This is a genomic window from Streptomyces sp. NRRL WC-3742 (assembly GCF_000720635.1).
Classification (GTDB): domain Bacteria; phylum Actinomycetota; class Actinomycetes; order Streptomycetales; family Streptomycetaceae; genus Kitasatospora.
Genome location: NZ_JOCF01000001.1, coordinates 95,177 through 114,893, shown reverse-complemented (window position 1 = coordinate 114,893; position 19,717 = coordinate 95,177). Strand labels below are relative to the sequence as shown.

Below are 19,717 nucleotides of genomic sequence, written 5' to 3'. Positions count from 1 at the left end.
GGCCGTACCGTCCCGGGTATGAACGCGAAGCGCCCGCTGATCGCCGTCCTGACCGGCGCGGGCATCTCCACCGACTCCGGAATCCCCGACTACCGTGGCCCGCAAGGGGTTTGGCGCAAGGACCCGGGCGCCGAGGAACTCGTCACCATCGGCCCGTACCGGGGCGACCCGGAGGTGCGCAGGCGCGCCTGGCGGATGCGCCTGGAGATCGGCGCCCTGGCCGCCGAGCCGAACGCGGGGCACCGGGCGCTGGTGGACCTGGAGCGCTCCGGGCTGCCGCTGCGGGTGCTGACCCAGAACATCGACGGGCTGCACCAGAAGGCCGGGTCGTCCGAACGCAAGGTGCTCGAACTGCACGGCAACACGCGGCAGACGCAGTGCCTGAGTTGCCGGGCGGTCGGGCCGATGGCCGAGGCGCTGGCGCGGGTCGAGGCGGGGGAGGAGGACCCGGACTGCCGCGAGTGCGGCGGCGTCCTCAAGCCGCGCATCGTGATGTTCGGCGAGAACCTCGACCCGGAGGTGCTCGGGAAGGCCGACGACATCGCCCGGGCCTGCGACGTGTTCATCGCGATCGGCACCAGCCTCCAGGTGTTCCCGGTGGCCGGGCTGCCGTACAACGCGGTGCGGACGGGGGCGAAGCTGATCATCGTCAACGCCGAGGAGACCCCGTACGACGTGGCCGCGAGCGAGGTCATCCGGGAGCCGATCTCCACCGCGCTGCCCGATCTGGTGCGACGGCTGGTCAGGGAAGGGGCCTGAACGCGAAGGTGCCGTCTGCGTACGATGATCCTTCCGGCTACCCCCTCACGGCCTGGAGTGATCGAGCGATGACGACGGCGAAGTTCGACCCCTGGTCGGCGGCGTTCGTGGCCCACCCGTACGACGCGTACGCCGACCTGCGCGCCGCCGCGCCGGTGACGTACTTCGAGCCGACGAACCAGTGGCTCGTCCCGCGCTACGAGGACGTCAGCGCGCTGCTGCGCGACCGCCGCCTCGGGCGCACCTACACCCACCGGTTCAGCCACGAGGAGTTCGGCCGGCCCGCGCCCGACCCGGCGCACGAGCCCTTCCACACCCTCAACGACCACGGGCTGCTCGACCTGGAGGCGCCCGACCACACCCGCATCCGCCGGCTGGTCTCCAAGGCGTTCACCCCGCGCATGGTCGAGGGCCTGCGGCCGACCGTACGGCGCCTGGCGGGCGAACTGGTCGACGCCCTGGTCGCGGACGGCGGCGGCGACCTCATCGCCGCCGTCGCCGAGCCGCTGCCCGTCGCCGTGATCGCCGAGATGCTCGGCGTCCCGGAGGGGGACCGGCACCTGCTGCGGCCCTGGTCCGCCGACATCACCGGGATGTTCGAACTCAACCCGAGCGAGGAGACCGCCCGCCGGGCCGTCGCCGCGAGCATCGAGTTCTCCGACTACCTGCGCGCCCTGATCCGCGAGCGCCGCTCCGCCCCCGGCGAGGACCTGATCAGCGCGCTGATCCAGGCCCAGGAGGGCTCCGACGCGCTCAGCGAGCAGGAGATGGTCTCCACCTGCGTCCTGCTGCTCAACGCCGGCCACGAGGCGACCGTCAACACCACCGGCAACGGCTGGTGGGCGCTGTTCCGCCACCCCGGGGAGCTGGCCAGGCTGCGCGCCTCCGTGGACGAGCTGTTGCCCACCGCCGTCGAGGAGCTGATGCGCTGGGACACCCCGCTGCAGATGTTCGAGCGGTGGGTGCTGGAGGACGTCGAGATCGGCGGCGTCACCGTGCCGCGCGGCGCCGAGATCGCCCTGCTCTTCGGCTCCGCCAACCGCGACCCGCAGCGCTTCGCCGACCCGGACCGGCTCGACCTCGGCCGCGCCGACAACCCGCACATCACCTTCGGCGCGGGAATCCACTTCTGCCTGGGCGCGCCGCTTGCGAGACTGGAACTCACCGAGTCCTACGGCACGCTGCTGCGCCGGGCCCCGGGGCTGCGGCTCGTCCGCGAGCCCGCGTGGAACCCCGGGTACGTGATCCGGGGGCTCGAGGAACTGCTGGTCGAGCTGTAGTCGAGCTGTAGCGGAAGAGGGGGGTACGGCCATGGGCAAGGCGACGGGGGCACTGCTGGGGCTGGCGATCGGGGACGCGCTGGGCAAGCACACCGAGTTCCAGGAGGTCGAGGAGATCGCCTGGAACTGTCCGGACTGGCGTCAACTCCCGCTGCCCAAGCCGGCGCTGGTCACCGACGACACCCAGATGACCCTTGCCCTGGCCCGTGGCCTGCGCACCGCCCTGGAGCGCGGGCCACTGACCCCGCTGCGGCTGGAGCGGCCCGTCCGCGAGGAGTTCGTCGAGTGGTGGCGCTCCCCGGAGAACAACCGCGCCCCCGGCATGACCTGCATGCGCTCCTGCTGGCGGCTCAGCGTCCCCGAGAAGCGCTGGCAGGACGCCAGCGACGCCAACTCCAAGGGCTGCGGCGCCAACATGCGCGTCGCCCCGATCGGGCTGGTCCGCGACCTGGACGCCCGCCAGCTCTCCGGCGCCGCCCAGCTGCAGTCCGCGCTCACCCACGGCCACCCCACCGCGCTCGCCGCCAGCGACCTCACCGCGTACGCCGTCCGCCGCCTCGCCGAGGGCGTCGCCCCGGCCGCGCTGCCCGCCGTGCTGCGCTCCTACGCGCTGGCGAGCCGGCACCGGTACGACGAGTTCTGGCTCGGCGACCTCGCCGCGCACTGGCAGGACCCCTCCCCACAGGCGGCCGTCGAGCGCGGCTGGGACGAGTGCCTCGCGGTCCTCGACCGCCTGGACGCCGCCCTCGCCGCCCCCGACGTCGAGGCCGACCCCTGCCTGGCCACCGGCGAGGGCTGGATCGCCGAGGAGGCGTTCGGTACGGGCCTGCTCTGCTTCCTGCTGCTGCCCGACGACCCGGTGGCCGCCGTCCGCCGGGCCGCCTACTCCAGCGGCGACTCCGACTCCCTGGCCTGCCTCACCGGCGCCTTCGCGGGCGCCCACCACGGGGAGTCGGTCTGGCCGCAGGAGTGGGTGGAGCGCATCGAGCACCGCGACGAACTGCTGGAGCTCGGCACGCTCTGGGACTGACCCGTCATGCCTCGCCGCGCAGGCGGCGTGCCACGGTCTCGACCAGCGTGCGGAACGCCGGCACCGGTGCCATCGCCGAGCCGCCGAGCCCGAGCGCGCCCTCGGGCAGGAAAGCGACATGGCAGCGCCGGCACAGGTAGGTGGCGCTCCAGGCCGTGGCCAGCGACGGCTGGACCACCGAGTACTCCTGGAACTCCCGGCGGAGGCGACGCCGCTCCTTGGCGCGCTTGAGGGTCAGGGCCACGGCCGCGATGAGGAACGGGCCGCCCAGGAGGCCGAAGACCAGCAGCGAGCTGCGGAGGGCATCGGGCTCGTTGGATGTCAGCAGCGCCGGCAGCACGATCACCGCGGCCCCCAGTACGAACGCGACCAGAATGGCGAGGCCGCACCCTCCGCCGGGTCTCGCCAGCCGCGGCACCGGCGGCGGGGCGATCTGGTCCGCCAGCCGGCTGCTGGTAGAGCCGGAGGTGTAGACGGTCGACCTGCCGAAGGTCGAGACGGGACCGACCCCGCGCGCGTACCCGACCCCGGAGCTGAAGCCCGTGCTCTGCCCCGAGTAGGTGCTGGTCTGTGACTCGTAGACGCTCGGAACGCTGCTCACCTGATCAAGCGTCCCGCACTGCGGGCAGTCGATTCGGCTCATGATTCCTCCCCCGGGGCCGGTCCTGCGGCAGTTGATCATGGCACAGCCCGGCGGCGGGGGAACCTCCTGGGCATCCGTCACGTCGAAGGGCCATGACGAACAGCAGCACCTCCGTACGCAGCGCGGCCCGCCGCCGCCCGGCGGCCCTGCTCCTGGCCGCCGCCCTCGCCGCGCCGCTGATCGCCGGCTGCGGCAGCACCGGAGCCGCTGCACCCCCGGTGGTGCGCGTCTCCGCGCCCAAGGACCGGCCGACCGTCGCCCCGGATCAGAAGGAGGCCGTCGCCAAGGCCACCGACGCCTTCGGCCTCGACCTCCTGCACACCCTCTCCGCCGGCCCCGCGGGCAGCGGGCGCAACATCGTCGTCTCGCCGTCCGGCCTGGCCACCGCCCTCGCCATGCTGCTCCCCGGCGCCCGCGGCGCGACCGCCGAGGAACTCGCCAAGGCCCTGCACACCGACCTCGACCCGAAGCAGTACGCCCTCGCCACCGGCGCGCTCAACGCCCCCGTCGCGAAGACCGGAAAGTTCCTCCTGCGCCAGAGCGACGACCTGTGGATGCAGAAGGACATGGCCGTCGAACCCGACTACCTGACGACCCTCGCCACCGCCTTCGACACCGGCGTGCACACCGTCGACTTCGTCAAGAACCCGCAGGACGGCCGCAAGCAGATCAACGCGGCCGTCGAGAAGACCACCGAGGGGCGGATCAAGGACCTCTTCAACGAGCAGCAGATCACCGGCCTCACCCGGCTCGTCCTCACCGACGCGCTCTACCTCGACGCGAAGTGGGCGTCCCCGTTCAAGCCCCAGGCCACCGCCGACCGCACCTTCCACAAGCTCGACGGCACCGGCCCGTCCGTCCCGACCATGAGCCGCATGGACACCCTCAAGTACGCGGACGGCTCCGGCGGCATCACCGGCGAGCCCTGGCAGGCCGTCGAACTGCCCTACGCGGACAGCACCCTGGTGATGGACCTGATCGTCCCCGCCCAGGGCGGCTTCGCGGCCTTCACCAAGGGGCTGGACCAGCCGCAGCTCGACCGGATCCTCGGCGGTCTCACCGACCGGTCCGTCGACCTGCAGTTGCCGCGCTTCCACTTCGACACCGCCAACGAGCTCACCCCGACGCTGCGCGCGCTCGGCGTGAACGCGGCCTTCGACGACGCGGACCTGCACGGCATCGCCAAGGAGCCGCTCGCCGTCGGCACGGTGGTGCAGAAGGCCACCGTCCAGGTCGACGAGGACGGCACGGTCGCGGCGGCCGGCAGCGGCGTCGGGATCAAGGCCGCGGGCGCGGCCGCACCGCAACAGCACGTCGAGCTGCACATCGACCGGCCGTTCCTGTTCCTGATCCGGGACACCTCCGGCGGGCGGCCGCTGTTCCTCGGCCAGGTCGCCGACCCGCAGGCCAAGTAGCGGCGGCCACCAGGCCGGGCAGCTGCGGCCTCCAGGCCGGGTGGCCGCCGCTACCAGGCCGGGTAACGCCCGCCCAGCGCCGGGTGGTTCGGGTCGCGGCTGCCGAACAGCACCAGCAGGTCGTCCGCGACCGTGAGCAGCTCGGCCCGGCCCTCGATCGCCCCGACCCACTCCTCGGGCAGCGCCGAGGCGCCGTACGCGGCCCCGACCAGGTTGCCGCAGACGGCGCCGACCGAGTCGCTGTCCCCCGAGTGGTTGACCGACAGCCGCAGCGCGGTGCGCACCGGGTCCGGGTCCAGGGTGGCCGCCAGCAGCGCGTACACCGCCATCGCCAGGCACTCCTCGGCGACCCAGCCGAGCCCGACCCGCTCCACCGCCTCCGCCGAGGGCTCCGACTCCTGGGCGATCCGCACCGCCCGGGCCAGGGCCTGCACCGTCTCCTTGGACGCGGGCAGCTCCCGGATCTGCTCCACCGTCCCGCCCACCGCCGCCCACGGCTCCACGCCCTGCGCAAGCCGCTCGACCAGCGCCGCGAAGGCCCCCGCCGCCAGGTACCCGGTGGGGTGCCCGTGGGTCAGCTGGGCGCACTGCACGGCCAGCCCGAAGGACTGCTCGACGCCCAGCCGGGCCAGTCCGAACGGCGCCGAACGCATCACCGTGCCGCAGCCCTTGGAGCCCGGGTTGATCGGACCAGTCCGCCCGATCGCGGCCGGCGCCTCGAACTCCGGGTGCTCGGACACCCCGCTCAGGCAGGCGTTGCCCGGCGCCCGCCGCGCGTACAGGAACGGCTGGCGCAGCAACCAGCCGTCGTACGGGCGGGGCTGGGGCTCGGCGTCCGGCTCCGGCTGGTACTGCGTCATCAGCCAGCGCCGGTAGGCGCCGTGGACGGCCTCCGGCACCGAGCCGCCGCCGCCCGACCAGCCGCGGACGAAGCCGCGGATCAGGCCCTCGGCGGTGAACAGCGTCATCTGGGTGTCGTCGGTGACCTCCACCGGGCCGGGCCCGGCGGGCAGCCGCGTCACCCCGTCCGGCCCGAACTTCTCCTGGATCTGGTGCAGTTGGAGAAACTCCACCGGCCAGCCCAGGGCGTCGCCGATCGCGCCGCCGAGCAGCGCCCCGCGCACCCTGTCCCGGTAGCCCGAATCCCGATAGGCCGACTCCGCAGCCAGGTCCGTCACGTCGAATCCCCCTTCGTTCGCGGCGGTGTACGTTCTACCAGGTTCAGCGCCTGATCTGCCCGGCGCGCCCGTGCAGGGCCGCCCGGTCCGCCGCCGCCCGTCCGGCCGCCCAGCCCCCGCCGTCACTCACCCGCACCCGCTGCGAGACCAGCTTCGGGAACAGCCGGTCGACCTGCTCGTCCACCGCCTCCGAGCGGGCCGCCAGCGCGGGCAGCAGCCGCTCGTCCGGCAGCAGCTGCTCCTCGGTGCCGTCCTCGCGCAGGTGCCGCCCGGCCGCCGCCGCGCGCGTCGCCCGCTCGGTCGCGGCGGTCAGCCGCTCGCGGATGCGGGCCGCGTACGCGACCAGGAAGGAGTGGCGGAACGCCTTGCTGCGCGAGTCCTTGCGCGAGCCGGCCTTGTTGAGCGCGTGCGTGGCCTGCACCAGCAGCGAGGTGTAGAGCAGCTCGACGCCGTCCAGGTCGCCGTCGAAGCCGATCACGGTGCAGAAGCCGAACTCCTTCGCCCACACCACCCGGCAGCGGTTCGCCGCCGCGACGGCGTCCAGCAGCATCGTCTTGGGACCTTCGTACGGGTTGTCCACCCCGATGCGCACCGCCGCCGGGACGTCCCGGCCGCCGCCCGTACCGGCGGCCGCGAGCAACGCGTCGTCGATGCTGTGCTGGGCCATGAGCTGCTGCGCCTTCGCGGTCAGCGCCTCGGCCTCCTCCGGGAACTCGGTGGACTCGGCCTTCGCCAGGAGCGCCCGGATGCGGGCCAGCATCCGGGGTTCGCCCGTCACGGGCTCGGAGGGCCGCTGAGGCCCTGAGCCGTGCCCTGCGGCCTGACCGGCGGCCTGTCCCGGCGCCGGGCCGACCGGGGCGATCGGAGGCAGCCGGCCCCAGGTGCGCAGCAGCTCCAGGGCGGCGGTGGCCAGCGCGAAGCGGTCCAGCCGGTGCCGCCGGGCGAAGGCGGCCAGGTACTCGCCGTCCTCGGGCCACCACGTCTCGACGGCCAGCTCGCGCAGTTGCTCCCGCCAGCGCCGGTCCAGGCCCGCGGCGCTGTGGCGGCGGCTCTCGGCGGCGATCAGGTCCACGGCCAGGGCCAGGTGGACGGGCTTGAGGTCCCGCCGCACCACCCGCACCAGGTCCGCCGGGCGCCACCCGGCCGACCAGCAGCGGCCCACGGCGGTGTCCGCGAAGCCGAGCAGCGCCCGGCTGACCTCCTGCCACCGGTCGGCCGAGGCCGCCAGCGAGGAGGCCCCGGTGTCCAGCGCCACGTCCAGCATCTCGTCGGGCGCCGTCAGCACCGCCCGTACGGCCGCGTCCAGCAGCGCCCCGGCCCCCTCGCCCTGCTCCGCCCGCCTGCTCACGACCTGCCTCAGCTCTCCTCGACGACCTGTTCCATGATGCCGGAGCGGCCGAAGGAACCGGCGGGCCGCCGGGAATGCCGGAACGCCCGGCCCCACCGAGGTGGGGCCGGGCGTTCCGTGGGGCGGGTGTCAGCGCTCGATGGCGCGGGCGAGGATCTCGGGGGTGCGCAGCAGCAGCCGGGTGGCGGCGAAGCGGGTGCCGAGGGTGGCGATGAGCGCGCCGTAGAGGGGCCCGGCCAGGAGCAGGGGCCAGGTCGGGGCGCCGGTGCCGTGGGCGATGCCCAGGTAGGCGATGGCGGGTGAGGCGAGCAGGCCGACGCCGAGTATCGAGCCGAACTGGTTGAGCAGGACCAGCCCGCTCTGCCCCGGCGCGGCGTTGCGCATCGGACTGCTGTCGGCCGGCATGGCGTACGGCGCCAGCACGCTGAACACCGAGCCCAGGGCGACGCCGCAGCCGAGCAGGCACAGCGCCAGCCCGATCGCGGAGGGCAGGCCCGCCCAGTCGCCGGTGACGGCGGCCAGCACGGGCCCGAGCACCAGGACGACCGGCACGGCGTACGAGAGCACCGCGTAACCGCGGCCGCGCAGCTCGTCCCGGGCGTCGGCCGGGGTTCGCAGGGTGCTGGCGACGATCCAGAACGCGGAGCCGTCCATGCCGAACAGGTTGAGCATCTGGAGCCCGAGGAACACCCCGGTCATCGCCAGCAGGTAGACGCTCGACCAGCCCTGGACCACGGACATCACGCAGAGCACCAGCGTCATGCCGATGCTGGTGAACACCGCGGCCTTGGCCCTCGGCTCCCGCCAGGCGTACCGCAGGTGGCGCTGCATCACCGCGCCGACCCGGCCCTCGGGCAGGAAGCGCCAGCCGCGCGACTGCTGCACGCCGCGGGCGACGTCCAGGGTGGAGGAGTCGGCGGTGACCATCAGCTCCTGGAGGCTCCGGCGCCACCAGCGCAGCAGCAGGAGGAGCAGGGCCGCGGTCGCGGCGAGCTGCAGCAGCGCGAGCGCGTACCGGCCCTCGCCGGCGGTGCGGCCGGCGTCGGTGGCGCTGATCGGCGGTATCCATCGCAGCACCGAGGCGATCGGCTCGAGCGGGCTGAGGTCGAGGCTGCCGTCCTTGCCCGGGCGGCCGAAGACCGTCTGGGAGCCGAGGTTGGCGACCTGGACGAGCAGGGCGAAGGCGAGCCCGCCGAAGATCGCGAAGTCCTTGCCGCGCCGGCTGGAGAGCATCCGGGCGTTCCCGGCCGCGACGGAGCGGGAGAGCGTGACCAGGCAGAGCAGGGTGAGCGGCACGCCGACCACCGCGAACGCCGCGGAGGCGCCGCCGCTCGCGCCGGACAGCGCCGCGCCGGTCACCAGCACCAGGTTGATCACCGGCCCGGGCCCGACCAGCGCGGCCAGCAGCGATCCGCGCAGCAGCGGTCCGGGCCGCAGCGGCAGCATGGTGAGCCGGGTGGGGTCGGCGCTCTCGTCGCTGGAGAACAGGAACAGCGGCAGCGCGGCCCAGCCCAGGGTCATCGTGCCGAGCAGCATCACCCCGGTGTCCCCGGAGCCGTCGAACTTGCCGTTCATCATGGCCATCGCGAAGGCGATGCCCCCGGCGAAGACCAGGCCGACGAGGCCCCCGATGACGAAGACGGCGGTACGGCCGGGGCTGCGCCGCAGGCCGTTGCGCACCAGCCGCAGCTTGAGCGCGACCAGGGCGCGGACGACGGTCGGCCCGTCCGGCACCTGGTGGCGGTCGGAGGGCGCGGCGGCCCCCGGGGCCGCGGTCACTGCCCGCCCCCGAGCCAGCCGAGGGACTGCCCGTCGTCCTCGCGCACGCCGATCAGCCCCAGGAACGCCTCGTGCAGGCTGCTCCCGCCGCGGACGGCGTCCAGCGGGCCCTGGGCGATGACCCGGCCGGCGTTGACGACGGCGACCCAGTCGCAGAGCTGCTCGACGAGCTCCATGACGTGGCTGGAGAAGACGACCGTGGAGCCGGCGGCCGCGTACCGCTTGAGCACGCCGCGGATGGTCTGCGCGGAGACGGGGTCGACGCCCTCGAAGGGCTCGTCGAGGAAGAGCACGTCGGGGTTGTGCAGCAGCGCGGCGGCCAGGCCGATCTTCTTGCGCATGCCGGTGGAGTAGTCGGCGACGAGCTTGTCGGCGTCGCGGCCGAGGTCGAGGACGGCCAGCAGTTCCTCGGCCCGGCGGTCCACCTCGGCGCCGGGCAGGCCCCGCAGCCGGCCGACGTACTGGAGGAGTTCACGCCCGCTGAGCCGCTCGAACAACCGCAGGCCCTCGGGCAGGATGCCGATCCGGGCCTTGACGCTCACCGGGTCCGCCCAGACGTCGGTGCCGTGGACGAGCACGGTGCCCTGGTCGGGCCGGAGCAGCCCGGTGACCATGGACAGCGTGGTGGTCTTGCCCGCGCCGTTGGGGCCGACCAGCCCGATGAACGCACCGGCGGGCAGCTCCAGGCTGAGCCCGGCCACGGCGGCCTGGCTGCCGAAGTGCTTCCACAGGCCCTGGATGCTGACGGCGGACGGGGTGCCCGGCCCGGGCGGGTTCGACGACTGCGGCGCTGACGCCTGCATGGCTGCCTTCTTCTTTTTCGTTGACCGTGTCGACCGTGTTGACTTCGGTTCTGATCCGGTGTGACCGTATCCGCCGGGGTGACCGGCTGTCGTGCCAGTTGAGCGTCATCGGAGCTTGGCACCCGGCGGGTGACGGAGGGCCGGAATCCGGATGTCCGTTTCTGCGGCGGCGAATTGGCAACTACTCAGCCGGGCCGTTCGTCCTGCACTATGAAACTCAGCGAGAACACGACCGCGTCTGCGGTGCCGGAGGTGGCGGATGTCCGTTCAATCGTGGGGAGACCCCGGTTCCCAGCAGCCCGGAGGCCAGCACGGGATGCGCGCCGGGCACGCGGACCGGGACCGCACGGTGGACGTGCTGAAGGCGGCCTTCGCCGAGGGCCGGCTCTCCGTCCAGGAGTACGAGCACCGCCACGAGGCCGCGGCCGCCGCCCAGACCTACGGCCAGCTGGCCGCGCTGATCGCCGACCTGCCCTCCGGTCCGGTGCCGGGCCCCGCGCCCGCCCCCGCGGCGCAGAACGTCCCGTCGACGTTCCTGCCGCCCCCGATGCCGATGCCCATGCCGATGCCGATGCACATGCCGCGCCCCACCAACGGGCTGGCGATCGCCTCGTTCGTCTTCGGTCTGACGGGCATCGCCCCGGTCGCCGTGATCACCGGCCACATCGCCCGCGGGCAGATCCGCGAGCGGCACCAGGACGGGGACTGGGCGGCGGTCACCGGGCTGATCCTCGGCTACCTGGGCCTGGCGTTCTGGGGTCTGATCATCCTGCTGGGCATCGTCGCCGTCGCGTCCACCGGTTCGCACCCCAGTCCGGGCTACTAGGCGGTCCTTCCCCGGGTGGCGTCCGTCACTCGGCTGTGGTAGAGCGGGTGGGAGGCGGTCCGACACCGCCCCGTCGCGTGGGGGACACCCCCGTGGCACCCGCCCGAGGGCCGCGACCTGCGGCGTTGCATTTGTTTTGACCGCGCCCCATGCGCTAGGTACGCTCTGACCTTGTGCCTGGGGTGTCCCCGGGTCCTTGTGCGTGCATGCACACCGGTCGCCGCGCCGAGCCGGAGCGCCTCCAAGCTCTCCGCGCGTTGAGCGCCGTCGCTGTACATCAGCTCATGGGATTCCGTGCCGGAATGAACCCAACACACCCGACCGCGTGGGTCGACCACGGGGTCGTGTGTGAGGGAGATGACCGGATCACCGCAGGTTAGTTCCACCAAGCCTTGGCACACAGAAAACGGAGAAACGGTGCCTACGATCCAGCAGCTGGTCCGAAAGGGCCGGCAGGACAAGGTCGAGAAGAACAAGACTCCCGCGCTGAAGGGTTCCCCGCAGCGCCGTGGGGTCTGCACGCGTGTGTACACGACCACCCCGAAGAAGCCGAACTCGGCTCTCCGCAAGGTCGCCCGTGTGCGCCTCACCAGCGGGATCGAGGTCACCGCTTACATCCCGGGCGAGGGCCACAACCTGCAGGAGCACTCCATCGTGCTGGTTCGCGGTGGTCGTGTGAAGGACCTTCCTGGTGTCCGCTACAAGATCATCCGCGGTTCGCTCGACACCCAGGGTGTCAAGAACCGCAAGCAGGCTCGCAGCCGCTACGGCGCCAAGAAGGAGAAGTAAGAATGCCTCGTAAGGGCCCCGCCCCGAAGCGCCCGGTCATCATCGACCCGGTCTACGGCTCCCCGGTCGTCACGCAGCTGGTCAACAAGATCCTGCTGCACGGCAAGCGTTCCACCGCCGAGCGGATCGTCTACGGCGCCCTCGAGGGCGTCCGTGAGAAGACCGGCTCCGACCCGGTCGTGACGCTCAAGCGCGCGCTGGAGAACGTCAAGCCGGCCCTCGAGGTCAAGTCCCGCCGTGTCGGTGGCGCGACCTACCAGGTTCCGGTCGAGGTCCGTCCGGGCCGCGCCAGCACCCTGGCGCTGCGCTGGATGGTCGGTTACTCCCGCGCCCGTCGCGAGAAGACCATGACCGAGCGCCTCATGAACGAGATCCTCGACGCCAGCAACGGCCTGGGCGCTTCCGTGAAGCGTCGCGAGGACACCCACAAGATGGCCGAGTCCAACAAGGCCTTCGCGCACTACCGCTGGTAGTCCCTACCCCGTCACTAGACAGAGAGAGAACGAGCCACCATGGCTGCAACCTCCCTTGACCTCGCCAAGGTCCGCAACATCGGGATCATGGCGCACATCGACGCGGGCAAGACCACCACCACCGAGCGGATCCTGTTCTACACCGGTGTGTCGTACAAGATCGGTGAGGTCCACGATGGCGCTGCCACCATGGACTGGATGGAGCAGGAGCAGGAGCGCGGCATCACGATCACGTCGGCCGCGACGACCTGCCACTGGACGGTCGACGATGCCGACCACACCATCAACATCATCGACACCCCGGGTCACGTCGACTTCACCGTCGAGGTGGAGCGCTCGCTGCGCGTCCTCGACGGCGCCGTGACGGTGTTCGACGGTGTTGCCGGTGTCGAGCCCCAGTCCGAGACCGTGTGGCGTCAGGCTGACCGCTACGGCGTCCCGCGCATCTGCTTCATCAACAAGCTGGACCGCACGGGCGCGAACTTCTTCTTCTGCGTCAAGACCATCGTGGACCGCCTCGGCGCGACCCCGCTGGTCATGCAGCTCCCCATCGGTGCCGAGGCGGACTTCCAGGGCGTTGTCGACCTGGTCCGCATGAAGGCGCTGGTCTGGTCGGCCGAGGCCGCCAAGGGCGAGATGTACGACATCGTCGACATCCCGGCCGAGCTGCAGGAGCAGGCGGACGAGTACCGCGAGCAGCTGATCGACACCGTGTCCAACGTCAGCGACGAGATCATGGAGCTCGCCCTCGAGGGCGAGGAGATCCCGGTCGAGCTGCTGCAGGACGCGATCCGCAAGGGCACCCTGAACTCGGACTTCACCCCGATCTTCTGCGGTACCGCCTTCAAGAACAAGGGCGTTCAGCCCCTGCTCGACGCGGTCGTCAAGTACCTGCCGTCGCCGCTGGACATCGAGTCCATCGAGGGCACGAAGCCGAACGACCCGGACACCAAGATCTCGCGCAAGGCGTCGGACGAGGAGCCCCTCGCCGCCCTCGCGTTCAAGATCATGTCCGACCCGCACCTGGGCAAGCTCACCTTCGTCCGGATCTACTCCGGTCGCCTGGAGTCCGGCACCTCCGTGCTGAACGCCGTGAAGGGCAAGAAGGAGCGCATCGGCAAGATCTACCGCATGCACGCGAACAAGCGTGAGGAGATCGAGTCGGTGGGCGCCGGCGACATCGTCGCCGTCATGGGCCTCAAGCAGACCACCACCGGTGAGACGCTGGCCGACGAGAAGAACCCGGTCATCCTGGAGTCCATGGACTTCCCGGCCCCGGTCATCCGCGTCGCCATCGAGCCCAAGTCCAAGGGTGACCAGGAGAAGCTGGGTGTCGCCATCCAGCGTCTCGCCGAGGAGGACCCGTCCTTCCAGGTCAACACGGACGAGGAGACCGGCCAGACCATCATCGCGGGTATGGGCGAGCTGCACCTCGAGGTGCTGGTCGACCGTATGAAGCGTGAGTTCAAGGTCGAGGCCAACGTCGGCAAGCCGCAGGTCGCGTACCGCGAGACGATCCGTCAGGCCGTCGAGCGCATCGACTACACCCACAAGAAGCAGACCGGTGGTTCCGGTCAGTTCGCCAAGGTGCAGATCGCGATCGAGCCGCTCGAGCAGGCCGAGGGCTACGAGTTCGTCAACCAGGTCACCGGTGGCCGCGTCCCGCGCGAGTACATCCCGTCGGTCGACGCCGGTTGCCAGGAGGCCATGGAGTTCGGCATCCTCGCCGGCTACCCGCTCCAGGGTGTCCGCGTGAAGCTGCTGGACGGTGCGGCGCACGACGTCGACTCCTCCGAGCTCGCGTTCAAGATCGCCGGCTCGATGGCCTTCAAGGAAGGCGCGAGGAAGGCCAAGCCGGTCCTCCTCGAGCCGATGATGGCCGTCGAGGTCACCACGCCCGAGGACTACATGGGCGACGTGATCGGTGACATCAACTCTCGCCGTGGCCAGATCCGGTCCATGGACGAGCGTCACGGTGCCCGCGTCGTCACGGCGCTGGTGCCCCTCTCCGAGATGTTCGGCTACGTCGGTGACCTGCGCAGCAAGACCTCTGGTCGCGCGAGCTACTCGATGCAGTTCGACTCGTACGCCGAGGTCCCCAAGGCCGTGGCTGAGGAGATCATCGCCAAGTCCAAGGGTGAGTGAGTCCGGCTTCGCCGGCTCCGGATCAGCCCGATAATTCGGGATGATTCCGACCCCTTAGGCTATTAGGAGGCGACCCGGGGGAATCCGGACAGGATTTCCCCGGGGCCTCCGGCCCCCACCCGCGGGACGGTGCGAGGTGCTCACGCACCCGGACCAAGCCCGATCAAAGACCAACTGACGTCAGCACGGCGTACAGGAACTGTCCTCAGGAGGACTGCAGTGGCGAAGGCGAAGTTCGAGCGGACGAAGCCCCACGTCAACATCGGCACCATCGGTCACATCGACCACGGTAAGACGACCCTTACCGCGGCCATCACCAAGGTGCTGCACGACGCGTACCCGGAGATCAACCCCTTCACGCCGTTCGACCAGATCGACAAGGCGCCGGAGGAGCGGCAGCGCGGTATCACCATCTCGATCGCGCACGTCGAGTACCAGACCGAGGCGCGTCACTACGCCCACGTCGACTGCCCGGGTCACGCGGACTACATCAAGAACATGATCACCGGTGCGGCCCAGATGGACGGTGCGATCCTCGTCGTCGCCGCCACCGACGGCCCGATGCCGCAGACCAAGGAGCACGTCCTCCTGGCCCGCCAGGTCGGCGTCCCCTACATCGTCGTCGCCCTGAACAAGGCCGACATGGTGGACGACGAGGAGATCCTGGAGCTCGTCGAGCTCGAGGTCCGTGAGCTCCTCTCCGAGTACGAGTTCCCGGGCGACGACCTGCCGGTCGTCCGCGTCTCCGCGCTGAAGGCGCTGGAGGGCGACAAGGAGTGGGGCGAGAAGCTCCTCGGCCTGATGCACGCCGTCGACGAGAGCATCCCGACCCCGGCCCGCGCCGTGGACCAGCCGTTCCTGATGCCGATCGAGGACGTCTTCACGATCACCGGTCGTGGCACCGTCGTCACCGGTCGTATCGAGCGTGGCATCCTCAAGGTCAACGAGACTGTCGACATCATCGGCATCAAGGAGACCAAGACCACCACCACGGTCACCGGCATCGAGATGTTCCGCAAGCTGCTCGACGAGGGCCAGGCCGGTGAGAACGTCGGTCTGCTGCTCCGTGGCATCAAGCGCGAGGACGTCGAGCGCGGCCAGGTCATCATCAAGCCGGGTTCGGTCACGCCGCACACCGACTTCGAGGCCCAGTCGTACATCCTGTCGAAGGACGAGGGTGGCCGCCACACCCCGTTCTTCAACAACTACCGCCCGCAGTTCTACTTCCGTACCACGGACGTGACCGGCGTCGTGACCCTCCCCGAGGGCACCGAGATGGTCATGCCGGGCGACAACACCGCCATGACGGTCGCGCTGATCCAGCCGATCGCCATGGAGGAGGGCCTGAAGTTCGCCATCCGTGAGGGTGGCCGCACCGTCGGCGCCGGCCAGGTCACCAAGATCATCAAGTAATTGACGGTCTGACCTGCCTGCCCGTACAGGCTGACGAAGGGCCCCGCACACCTCAGGGTGAGCGGGGCCCTTCGGCGTGTCGGACGCGTCGTCAGGCGTGGGTTTCTGGTAACGGCCAGTTGAAGGTTCGTTCGGGATCGGCTGCTATCCTGACCCCGCTCATTGGGTACTCCCTCGCCGCCGTCCGCGCCCCGTCCGGGTTCGGAAAGGGAGGCTCCGGCCGGTGCGTTCTCCCGCCGGAGCAACCGGTCCGAGTCCATTCGATACATGAGGACAGGCAAGCACGATGTTCAACGCAGCATCCGAGAACGGTCCGGCCGGGGGCCCCGCCCCTCTGCTCTCGGTCGTCATGCCGATCTACAACGAGCAGGAGGCCCTGCCCCTGACCGTTCAGCGGCTGCGTCCGATCCTCGACGGGCTCGGCATCAGCTACGAGGTCGTCGGTATCGACGACGGCAGCACGGACGCCACCCCGGCGTTGATGCAGAAGATCCACCAGGACTGGCCGGAGTTCCGGATCGTCCGCTTCGCCCGCAACTCCGGGCACCAGGCCGCGCTGACCGCCGGCATCCACCGGGCCTTCGGCGACTACGTCGTCTCGATCGACGCCGACCTCCAGGACCCGCCGGAGAAGATCCCCGAGATGCTCGCGCTCGCCCAGGAGCGCAACCTCGACATCGTCTACGGCGTTCGCGGCGACCGCGGCACCGACACCGTGTTCAAGCGCCGCACCGCCGGCGGCTACTACTGGCTGATGCGCAAGCTCGTCGGCAAGAAGATGCCCAACCAGGCCGGCGACTTCCGTCTGCTGAGCCGGGCCGCCGTCGAGGCGCTCAAGGCGATGCCCGAGCACCAGCCGGTCTACCGCCTGCTGGTGCCGTGGCTGGGCTTCCCCAGCGGCGAGGTCGTCTACGTCCGCGAGGAGCGCGTCGCCGGGAGCACCCACTACCCGCTGTCGAAGATGCTCCGCCTGGCCATCGACAGCATCACCAACTTCTCCGCCGCCCCGCTGCGGCTGGCGACCTACCTCGGCCTGCTGAGCTTCGTGCTCTGCTTCGCCCTGGGCATCTACACCACGGTCGAGTACGCCCTGGGCAAGACCGTTCCGGGCTGGTCGTCGTTGTTCATCGGGATGCTGTTCCTCGGCGCCGTCCAGCTGGTCTGCATGGGTCTGCTCGGCGAGTACGTCGGCCGGATCTACTCGGCGGCCCAGGCCCGTCCGGCCTACTTCGTGGGCTACGACTCGGCCGAGGACGACCGGGCTGCCCGCCGGACGGCGAGCTACGTGGGCTGACGACCTACGGGCCGTCCGCGGCCGGGGAGCGTCCGCGGCCGCGGACGGCCCGCGCCGCACCACCGGCCCGCGGGGCCAGAAGAACGGAAATGGACAGCATGGGGAGCAGCGACAGCACGGGGACCGCGCCGGAGCCGGGAGGCGGTGTCGGCCTGCGCGAGGCCCAGGCCCGCGCCACCGCGGTGACGGCGGGCGGGCCCGAGGAGCCGCTGCTGCGACGGCTGCTGCGCTTCGCCCCCGCCCTCGCCGCCTACCTGCTGCTGGTCGCCGTGCTGCTCGGCGCCGACACCCGGCCGGGTGACATCGCCCGGTACACGTTCTACGCGTCCTGGGGCGTGCTGCTGCCCGGCACCCTGGTGTTCCGCTCGCTGCGGCGCCGCCCGTACACGCTGGTGGAGGACCTCGCGTTCGGCGCGGCCACGGGCCTGGTCCTGGAGCTCGCGGCCTGGGCGCTGCTGATGCCGCTGGGCCTGCAGAAGGCGGCGGTCGCCTGGCCGCTGCTCGTGGTCGTGCCGTTCCTGGCGGTGCCGGGTCTGCGCAGGCACTGGCGGCCGCGCGGGTACGTGCGCCAGTCGGCGGGCTGGTCCTGGACGGTGGCCGGGGTCGTGGGCCTCTCCTCGGTCTACTACGCCAAGGCGTACTTCACCCAGTTCCCGATCCTGCCGGACAGCGACACCAGCAGGCAGTACGGCGACCTGCCGTACCTGCTGTCGCTCGCGGGCAACGCCAAGCACGCCTTCCCTCCCACCCTGCCGCAGGCGGCGGGGGAGCCGCTGCACTACCACTGGTTCACCTTCGTCCACATGGCGATGGGCGACATGGTCGGGCACATCGACCTGCCGGTGATCGAGATGCGGCTGATGGTCCCGGCGCTGACGGCGCTGGGCATCGTCATGATGGCCGTGGTGGCTCAGCGCATCAGCGGCCGGGTCTGGGCCGGGCCGGTGGCAGCGGTGATGGTCTTCGTGGTGGGCGAGTTCCTCGCGACCTACCCGAACAACCCCACCGCCACCTGGAGTTTCGGCGCACCGGCCGTGCGCCTGATGTCCTACGTGAGCCTCTCGCTGACCTACAGCCAGCCGCTGCTGATCGCGCTGATCGGCGTGGTCGGCGACGTCCTCAGGCGCGGCCGCGGGGCGGGCGCGCAGGAGACCGGTCGGCCTGCGGTGCCGGCGCTCGGCCGCGGCGCGTACGTCCTGGCGGGGCTCTTCGCGCTCGCCTCCAGCGCGGCCAAGGCGAGTTCACTGCCCGTCACCCTGGCGGGCCTGGCCTTCGCCGGGCTGATGGTCCTGATCGGCAGCCGGCGCGTCCCGTGGACGATCGTGCGCCTCGGCGCGGTGATCGGCGTGGCGCAGTTGTTCGCGACGGCCGTGATCTTCGACTTCGAGAGCTACGGGCTGGAGCTCATCCCCTTCGGCAACGTCAAGCCGTTCTGGGCGGACCCGGACCACACCCGCAGCACCGCCGTTCAGGCTGCGGTGGTCGCCGGGACCCTGGGCGGGTTCGTGCTGAACCACCAGCTCAAGGTGGTCGGCGCGCTGCCGCTGATCTGGCGGCGACGGTTCCGGCTGGAGCCGGTGCAGTGGTTCCTGCTCGGCGGCGCGATCGCCGGGCCGGCCGCCTACCTGGCGGTGAACGGCTTCAACTCCAGCTACTTCACCCTGGCCGGGCTGCTGTTCGGCGTGGTGCTGTCGGCCTGGGGCTACTGCGAGGCGTTCGAGCGGGCCGCGCTGCCGCGCCGGGCGGTGGTGGCGCTCGGGGTCGGCACCCTGGCCCTGGCGGGCGGCCTCACCTTCGTGGTGTACCGGTACGCCGGGGACTGGGCGCTGCAGGTGGCCGACTGGTTCGGCCGCCCCGGGGTGAAGCACCCGTACGACCGGCTGCTGCCCCCGGTGGTCGCGGGCGCCGCGCTGGCCGGGATCGCCGCCCTGGGCGCGCTGGTGTGGTGGCTGGTGGCCAAGGCGGTGCCGGGGATGCGCCGGCGCGGCGGGATCGTGCTGCTGACGGCGACCATGGCCTTCGGCATGCCCGGCCTGGCGCTGGACGTCCTCCAGGCCAAGGAGGTGCCCTGGGAGGGCAGCTGGGTGCTGCCGCGCGGCGAGGTCGACGGCGCGCGCTGGGTGCGGGCGCACAGCGACCCGGAGGACGTCCTCGCCACGAACAGCCACTGCTGGCAGTTCGACGACGGCCCGAGCATGAACGGCTGCGGCAACTTCCGCTCCCACTGGCTGGGGGCCTACTCCGAGCGTTCCGTCCTGGTCGAGGGCTGGGCGTACGCGCCGCGGCTGATGGCCAAGGTCGGCGGCGGCGCGGAGACCTTCGCCCCGTTCTGGGACGAGGCGCTGTTCAACCTCAACGAGGACGCCTTCTACCACCCGACCCCGGACATCCTGCGCCGGCTGCACGACGACCACCACGTGCGCTACCTGGTGGCCAAGCGCAAGGCGGGCCAGGAGTCCCCGCTCCTGGTGACGCTCGCCCCGAAGGTGTTCGACAACGGCCGGGTGGCCGTGTACGAGCTCTCCTGACCCGACCCGACGAC

At 71.4% G+C, this 19,717-nt stretch carries 16 protein-coding genes; 11 read left to right on the top strand and 5 right to left on the bottom strand.

Annotated features, from left to right (window positions below; genetic code table 11):
- The first annotated feature begins 18 nt into the window (after positions 1-18).
- The 3 genes from IH61_RS0100570 to IH61_RS0100560 all read left to right on the top strand — a co-directional run bounded on the left by IH61_RS0100570 (position 19) and on the right by IH61_RS0100560 (position 3,069).
- Positions 19-759, top strand: a complete 741-nt coding sequence (locus IH61_RS0100570) for an SIR2 family NAD-dependent protein deacylase (RefSeq protein WP_031063125.1) — start codon at positions 19-21, stop codon at positions 757-759.
- A gap of 68 nt (positions 760-827) precedes the next feature.
- Positions 828-2,039 (top strand): cytochrome P450, encoded by a 1,212-nt coding sequence (locus tag IH61_RS0100565; RefSeq protein WP_031063122.1) that lies wholly within the window; start codon positions 828-830, stop codon positions 2,037-2,039.
- Positions 2,040-2,070: 31 nt separating this feature from the next.
- Positions 2,071-3,069: an ADP-ribosylglycohydrolase family protein gene (locus tag IH61_RS0100560; RefSeq protein ID WP_031063119.1), complete on the top strand. Its 999-nt coding sequence runs from the start codon at positions 2,071-2,073 to the stop codon at positions 3,067-3,069.
- A 4-nt stretch (positions 3,070-3,073) separates the two neighbouring features.
- On the opposite strand, the gene IH61_RS0100555 is transcribed toward IH61_RS0100560, so the two are convergent.
- A complete protein-coding gene (locus IH61_RS0100555) occupies positions 3,074-3,712 on the bottom strand; it encodes a hypothetical protein (protein ID WP_158844497.1) in 639 nt (212 codons plus the stop codon).
- A gap of 92 nt (positions 3,713-3,804) precedes the next feature.
- On the opposite strand from IH61_RS0100555, the gene IH61_RS0100550 reads away from it, so the two are divergent.
- Positions 3,805-5,127 carry a serpin family protein gene (locus tag IH61_RS0100550; RefSeq protein WP_031063115.1) on the top strand — a complete coding sequence of 441 codons (1,323 nt, stop codon included), beginning with the start codon at positions 3,805-3,807 and terminating at the stop codon, positions 5,125-5,127.
- Positions 5,128-5,177: 50 nt separating this feature from the next.
- Here IH61_RS0100550 and IH61_RS0100545 read toward each other — a convergent pair whose 3' ends face one another.
- The 4 genes from IH61_RS0100545 to IH61_RS0100530 all read right to left on the bottom strand — a co-directional run bounded on the left by IH61_RS0100545 (position 5,178) and on the right by IH61_RS0100530 (position 10,235).
- Positions 5,178-6,305: an ADP-ribosylglycohydrolase family protein gene (locus IH61_RS0100545; RefSeq protein WP_051836048.1), complete on the bottom strand. Its 1,128-nt coding sequence runs from the start codon at positions 6,303-6,305 to the stop codon at positions 5,178-5,180.
- A 43-nt stretch (positions 6,306-6,348) separates the two neighbouring features.
- Positions 6,349-7,653: a DUF2786 domain-containing protein gene (locus tag IH61_RS0100540; protein WP_234326966.1), complete on the bottom strand. Its 1,305-nt coding sequence runs from the start codon at positions 7,651-7,653 to the stop codon at positions 6,349-6,351.
- Positions 7,654-7,782: 129 nt separating this feature from the next.
- Positions 7,783-9,432 carry a hypothetical protein gene (locus IH61_RS0100535; RefSeq protein ID WP_031063107.1) on the bottom strand — a complete coding sequence of 550 codons (1,650 nt, stop codon included), beginning with the start codon at positions 9,430-9,432 and terminating at the stop codon, positions 7,783-7,785.
- Positions 9,429-10,235 carry an ABC transporter ATP-binding protein gene (locus tag IH61_RS0100530; RefSeq protein ID WP_051836047.1) on the bottom strand — a complete coding sequence of 269 codons (807 nt, stop codon included), beginning with the start codon at positions 10,233-10,235 and terminating at the stop codon, positions 9,429-9,431. Before IH61_RS0100530 ends, IH61_RS0100535 begins: the two co-directional genes overlap by 4 nt.
- Positions 10,236-10,494: 259 nt before the next feature.
- On the opposite strand from IH61_RS0100530, the gene IH61_RS0100525 reads away from it, so the two are divergent.
- The 7 genes from IH61_RS0100525 to IH61_RS0100495 all read left to right on the top strand — a co-directional run bounded on the left by IH61_RS0100525 (position 10,495) and on the right by IH61_RS0100495 (position 19,703).
- A complete protein-coding gene (locus IH61_RS0100525) occupies positions 10,495-11,061 on the top strand; it encodes a DUF1707 and DUF4190 domain-containing protein (protein ID WP_234326965.1) in 567 nt (188 codons plus the stop codon).
- A gap of 417 nt (positions 11,062-11,478) precedes the next feature.
- Positions 11,479-11,850, top strand: a complete 372-nt coding sequence (rpsL, locus tag IH61_RS0100520) for a 30S ribosomal protein S12 (protein WP_014144289.1) — start codon at positions 11,479-11,481, stop codon at positions 11,848-11,850.
- 2 nt (positions 11,851-11,852) lie between these two features.
- Positions 11,853-12,323: a 30S ribosomal protein S7 gene (gene rpsG, locus IH61_RS0100515; RefSeq protein WP_030055803.1), complete on the top strand. Its 471-nt coding sequence runs from the start codon at positions 11,853-11,855 to the stop codon at positions 12,321-12,323.
- Positions 12,324-12,362: 39 nt separating this feature from the next.
- Positions 12,363-14,468 (top strand): elongation factor G, encoded by a 2,106-nt coding sequence (gene fusA, locus IH61_RS0100510; protein WP_031063096.1) that lies wholly within the window; start codon positions 12,363-12,365, stop codon positions 14,466-14,468.
- Between the two features lie 219 nt (positions 14,469-14,687).
- On the top strand, positions 14,688-15,881 hold the full coding sequence (gene tuf / locus IH61_RS0100505; RefSeq protein ID WP_031063092.1) for an elongation factor Tu: 1,194 nt from the start codon (positions 14,688-14,690) through the stop codon (positions 15,879-15,881).
- A gap of 286 nt (positions 15,882-16,167) precedes the next feature.
- A complete protein-coding gene (locus IH61_RS0100500; RefSeq protein WP_031063089.1) occupies positions 16,168-17,175 on the top strand; it encodes a glycosyltransferase family 2 protein in 1,008 nt (335 codons plus the stop codon).
- A gap of 89 nt (positions 17,176-17,264) precedes the next feature.
- Entirely contained in the window at positions 17,265-19,703 is a 2,439-nt protein-coding gene (locus IH61_RS0100495) for a hypothetical protein (protein ID WP_158844494.1), read from the top strand.
- The last annotated feature ends 14 nt before the right edge of the window (positions 19,704-19,717 follow it).

What these genes read in the sequence shown, in the direction of transcription:
- IH61_RS0100495 (WP_158844494.1), top strand. Translation starts at nt 17,265, where the DNA reads ATGGACAGCATGGGGAGCAGCGACAGCACGGGGACCGCGCCGGAGCCG.
- rpsG (WP_030055803.1), top strand. Translation starts at nt 11,853, where the DNA reads ATGCCTCGTAAGGGCCCCGCCCCGAAGCGCCCGGTCATCATCGACCCG.
- IH61_RS0100525 (WP_234326965.1), top strand. Translation starts at nt 10,495, where the DNA reads ATGTCCGTTCAATCGTGGGGAGACCCCGGTTCCCAGCAGCCCGGAGGC.
- IH61_RS0100500 (WP_031063089.1), top strand. Translation starts at nt 16,168, where the DNA reads ATGTTCAACGCAGCATCCGAGAACGGTCCGGCCGGGGGCCCCGCCCCT.
- IH61_RS0100570 (WP_031063125.1), top strand. Translation starts at nt 19, where the DNA reads ATGAACGCGAAGCGCCCGCTGATCGCCGTCCTGACCGGCGCGGGCATC.
- IH61_RS0100560 (WP_031063119.1), top strand. Translation starts at nt 2,071, where the DNA reads ATGGGCAAGGCGACGGGGGCACTGCTGGGGCTGGCGATCGGGGACGCG.
- IH61_RS0100530 (WP_051836047.1), bottom strand. Translation starts at nt 10,235, where the DNA reads ATGCAGGCGTCAGCGCCGCAGTCGTCGAACCCGCCCGGGCCGGGCACC.
- IH61_RS0100565 (WP_031063122.1), top strand. Translation starts at nt 828, where the DNA reads ATGACGACGGCGAAGTTCGACCCCTGGTCGGCGGCGTTCGTGGCCCAC.
- IH61_RS0100550 (WP_031063115.1), top strand. Translation starts at nt 3,805, where the DNA reads ATGACGAACAGCAGCACCTCCGTACGCAGCGCGGCCCGCCGCCGCCCG.
- fusA (WP_031063096.1), top strand. Translation starts at nt 12,363, where the DNA reads ATGGCTGCAACCTCCCTTGACCTCGCCAAGGTCCGCAACATCGGGATC.
- IH61_RS0100555 (WP_158844497.1), bottom strand. Translation starts at nt 3,712, where the DNA reads ATGAGCCGAATCGACTGCCCGCAGTGCGGGACGCTTGATCAGGTGAGC.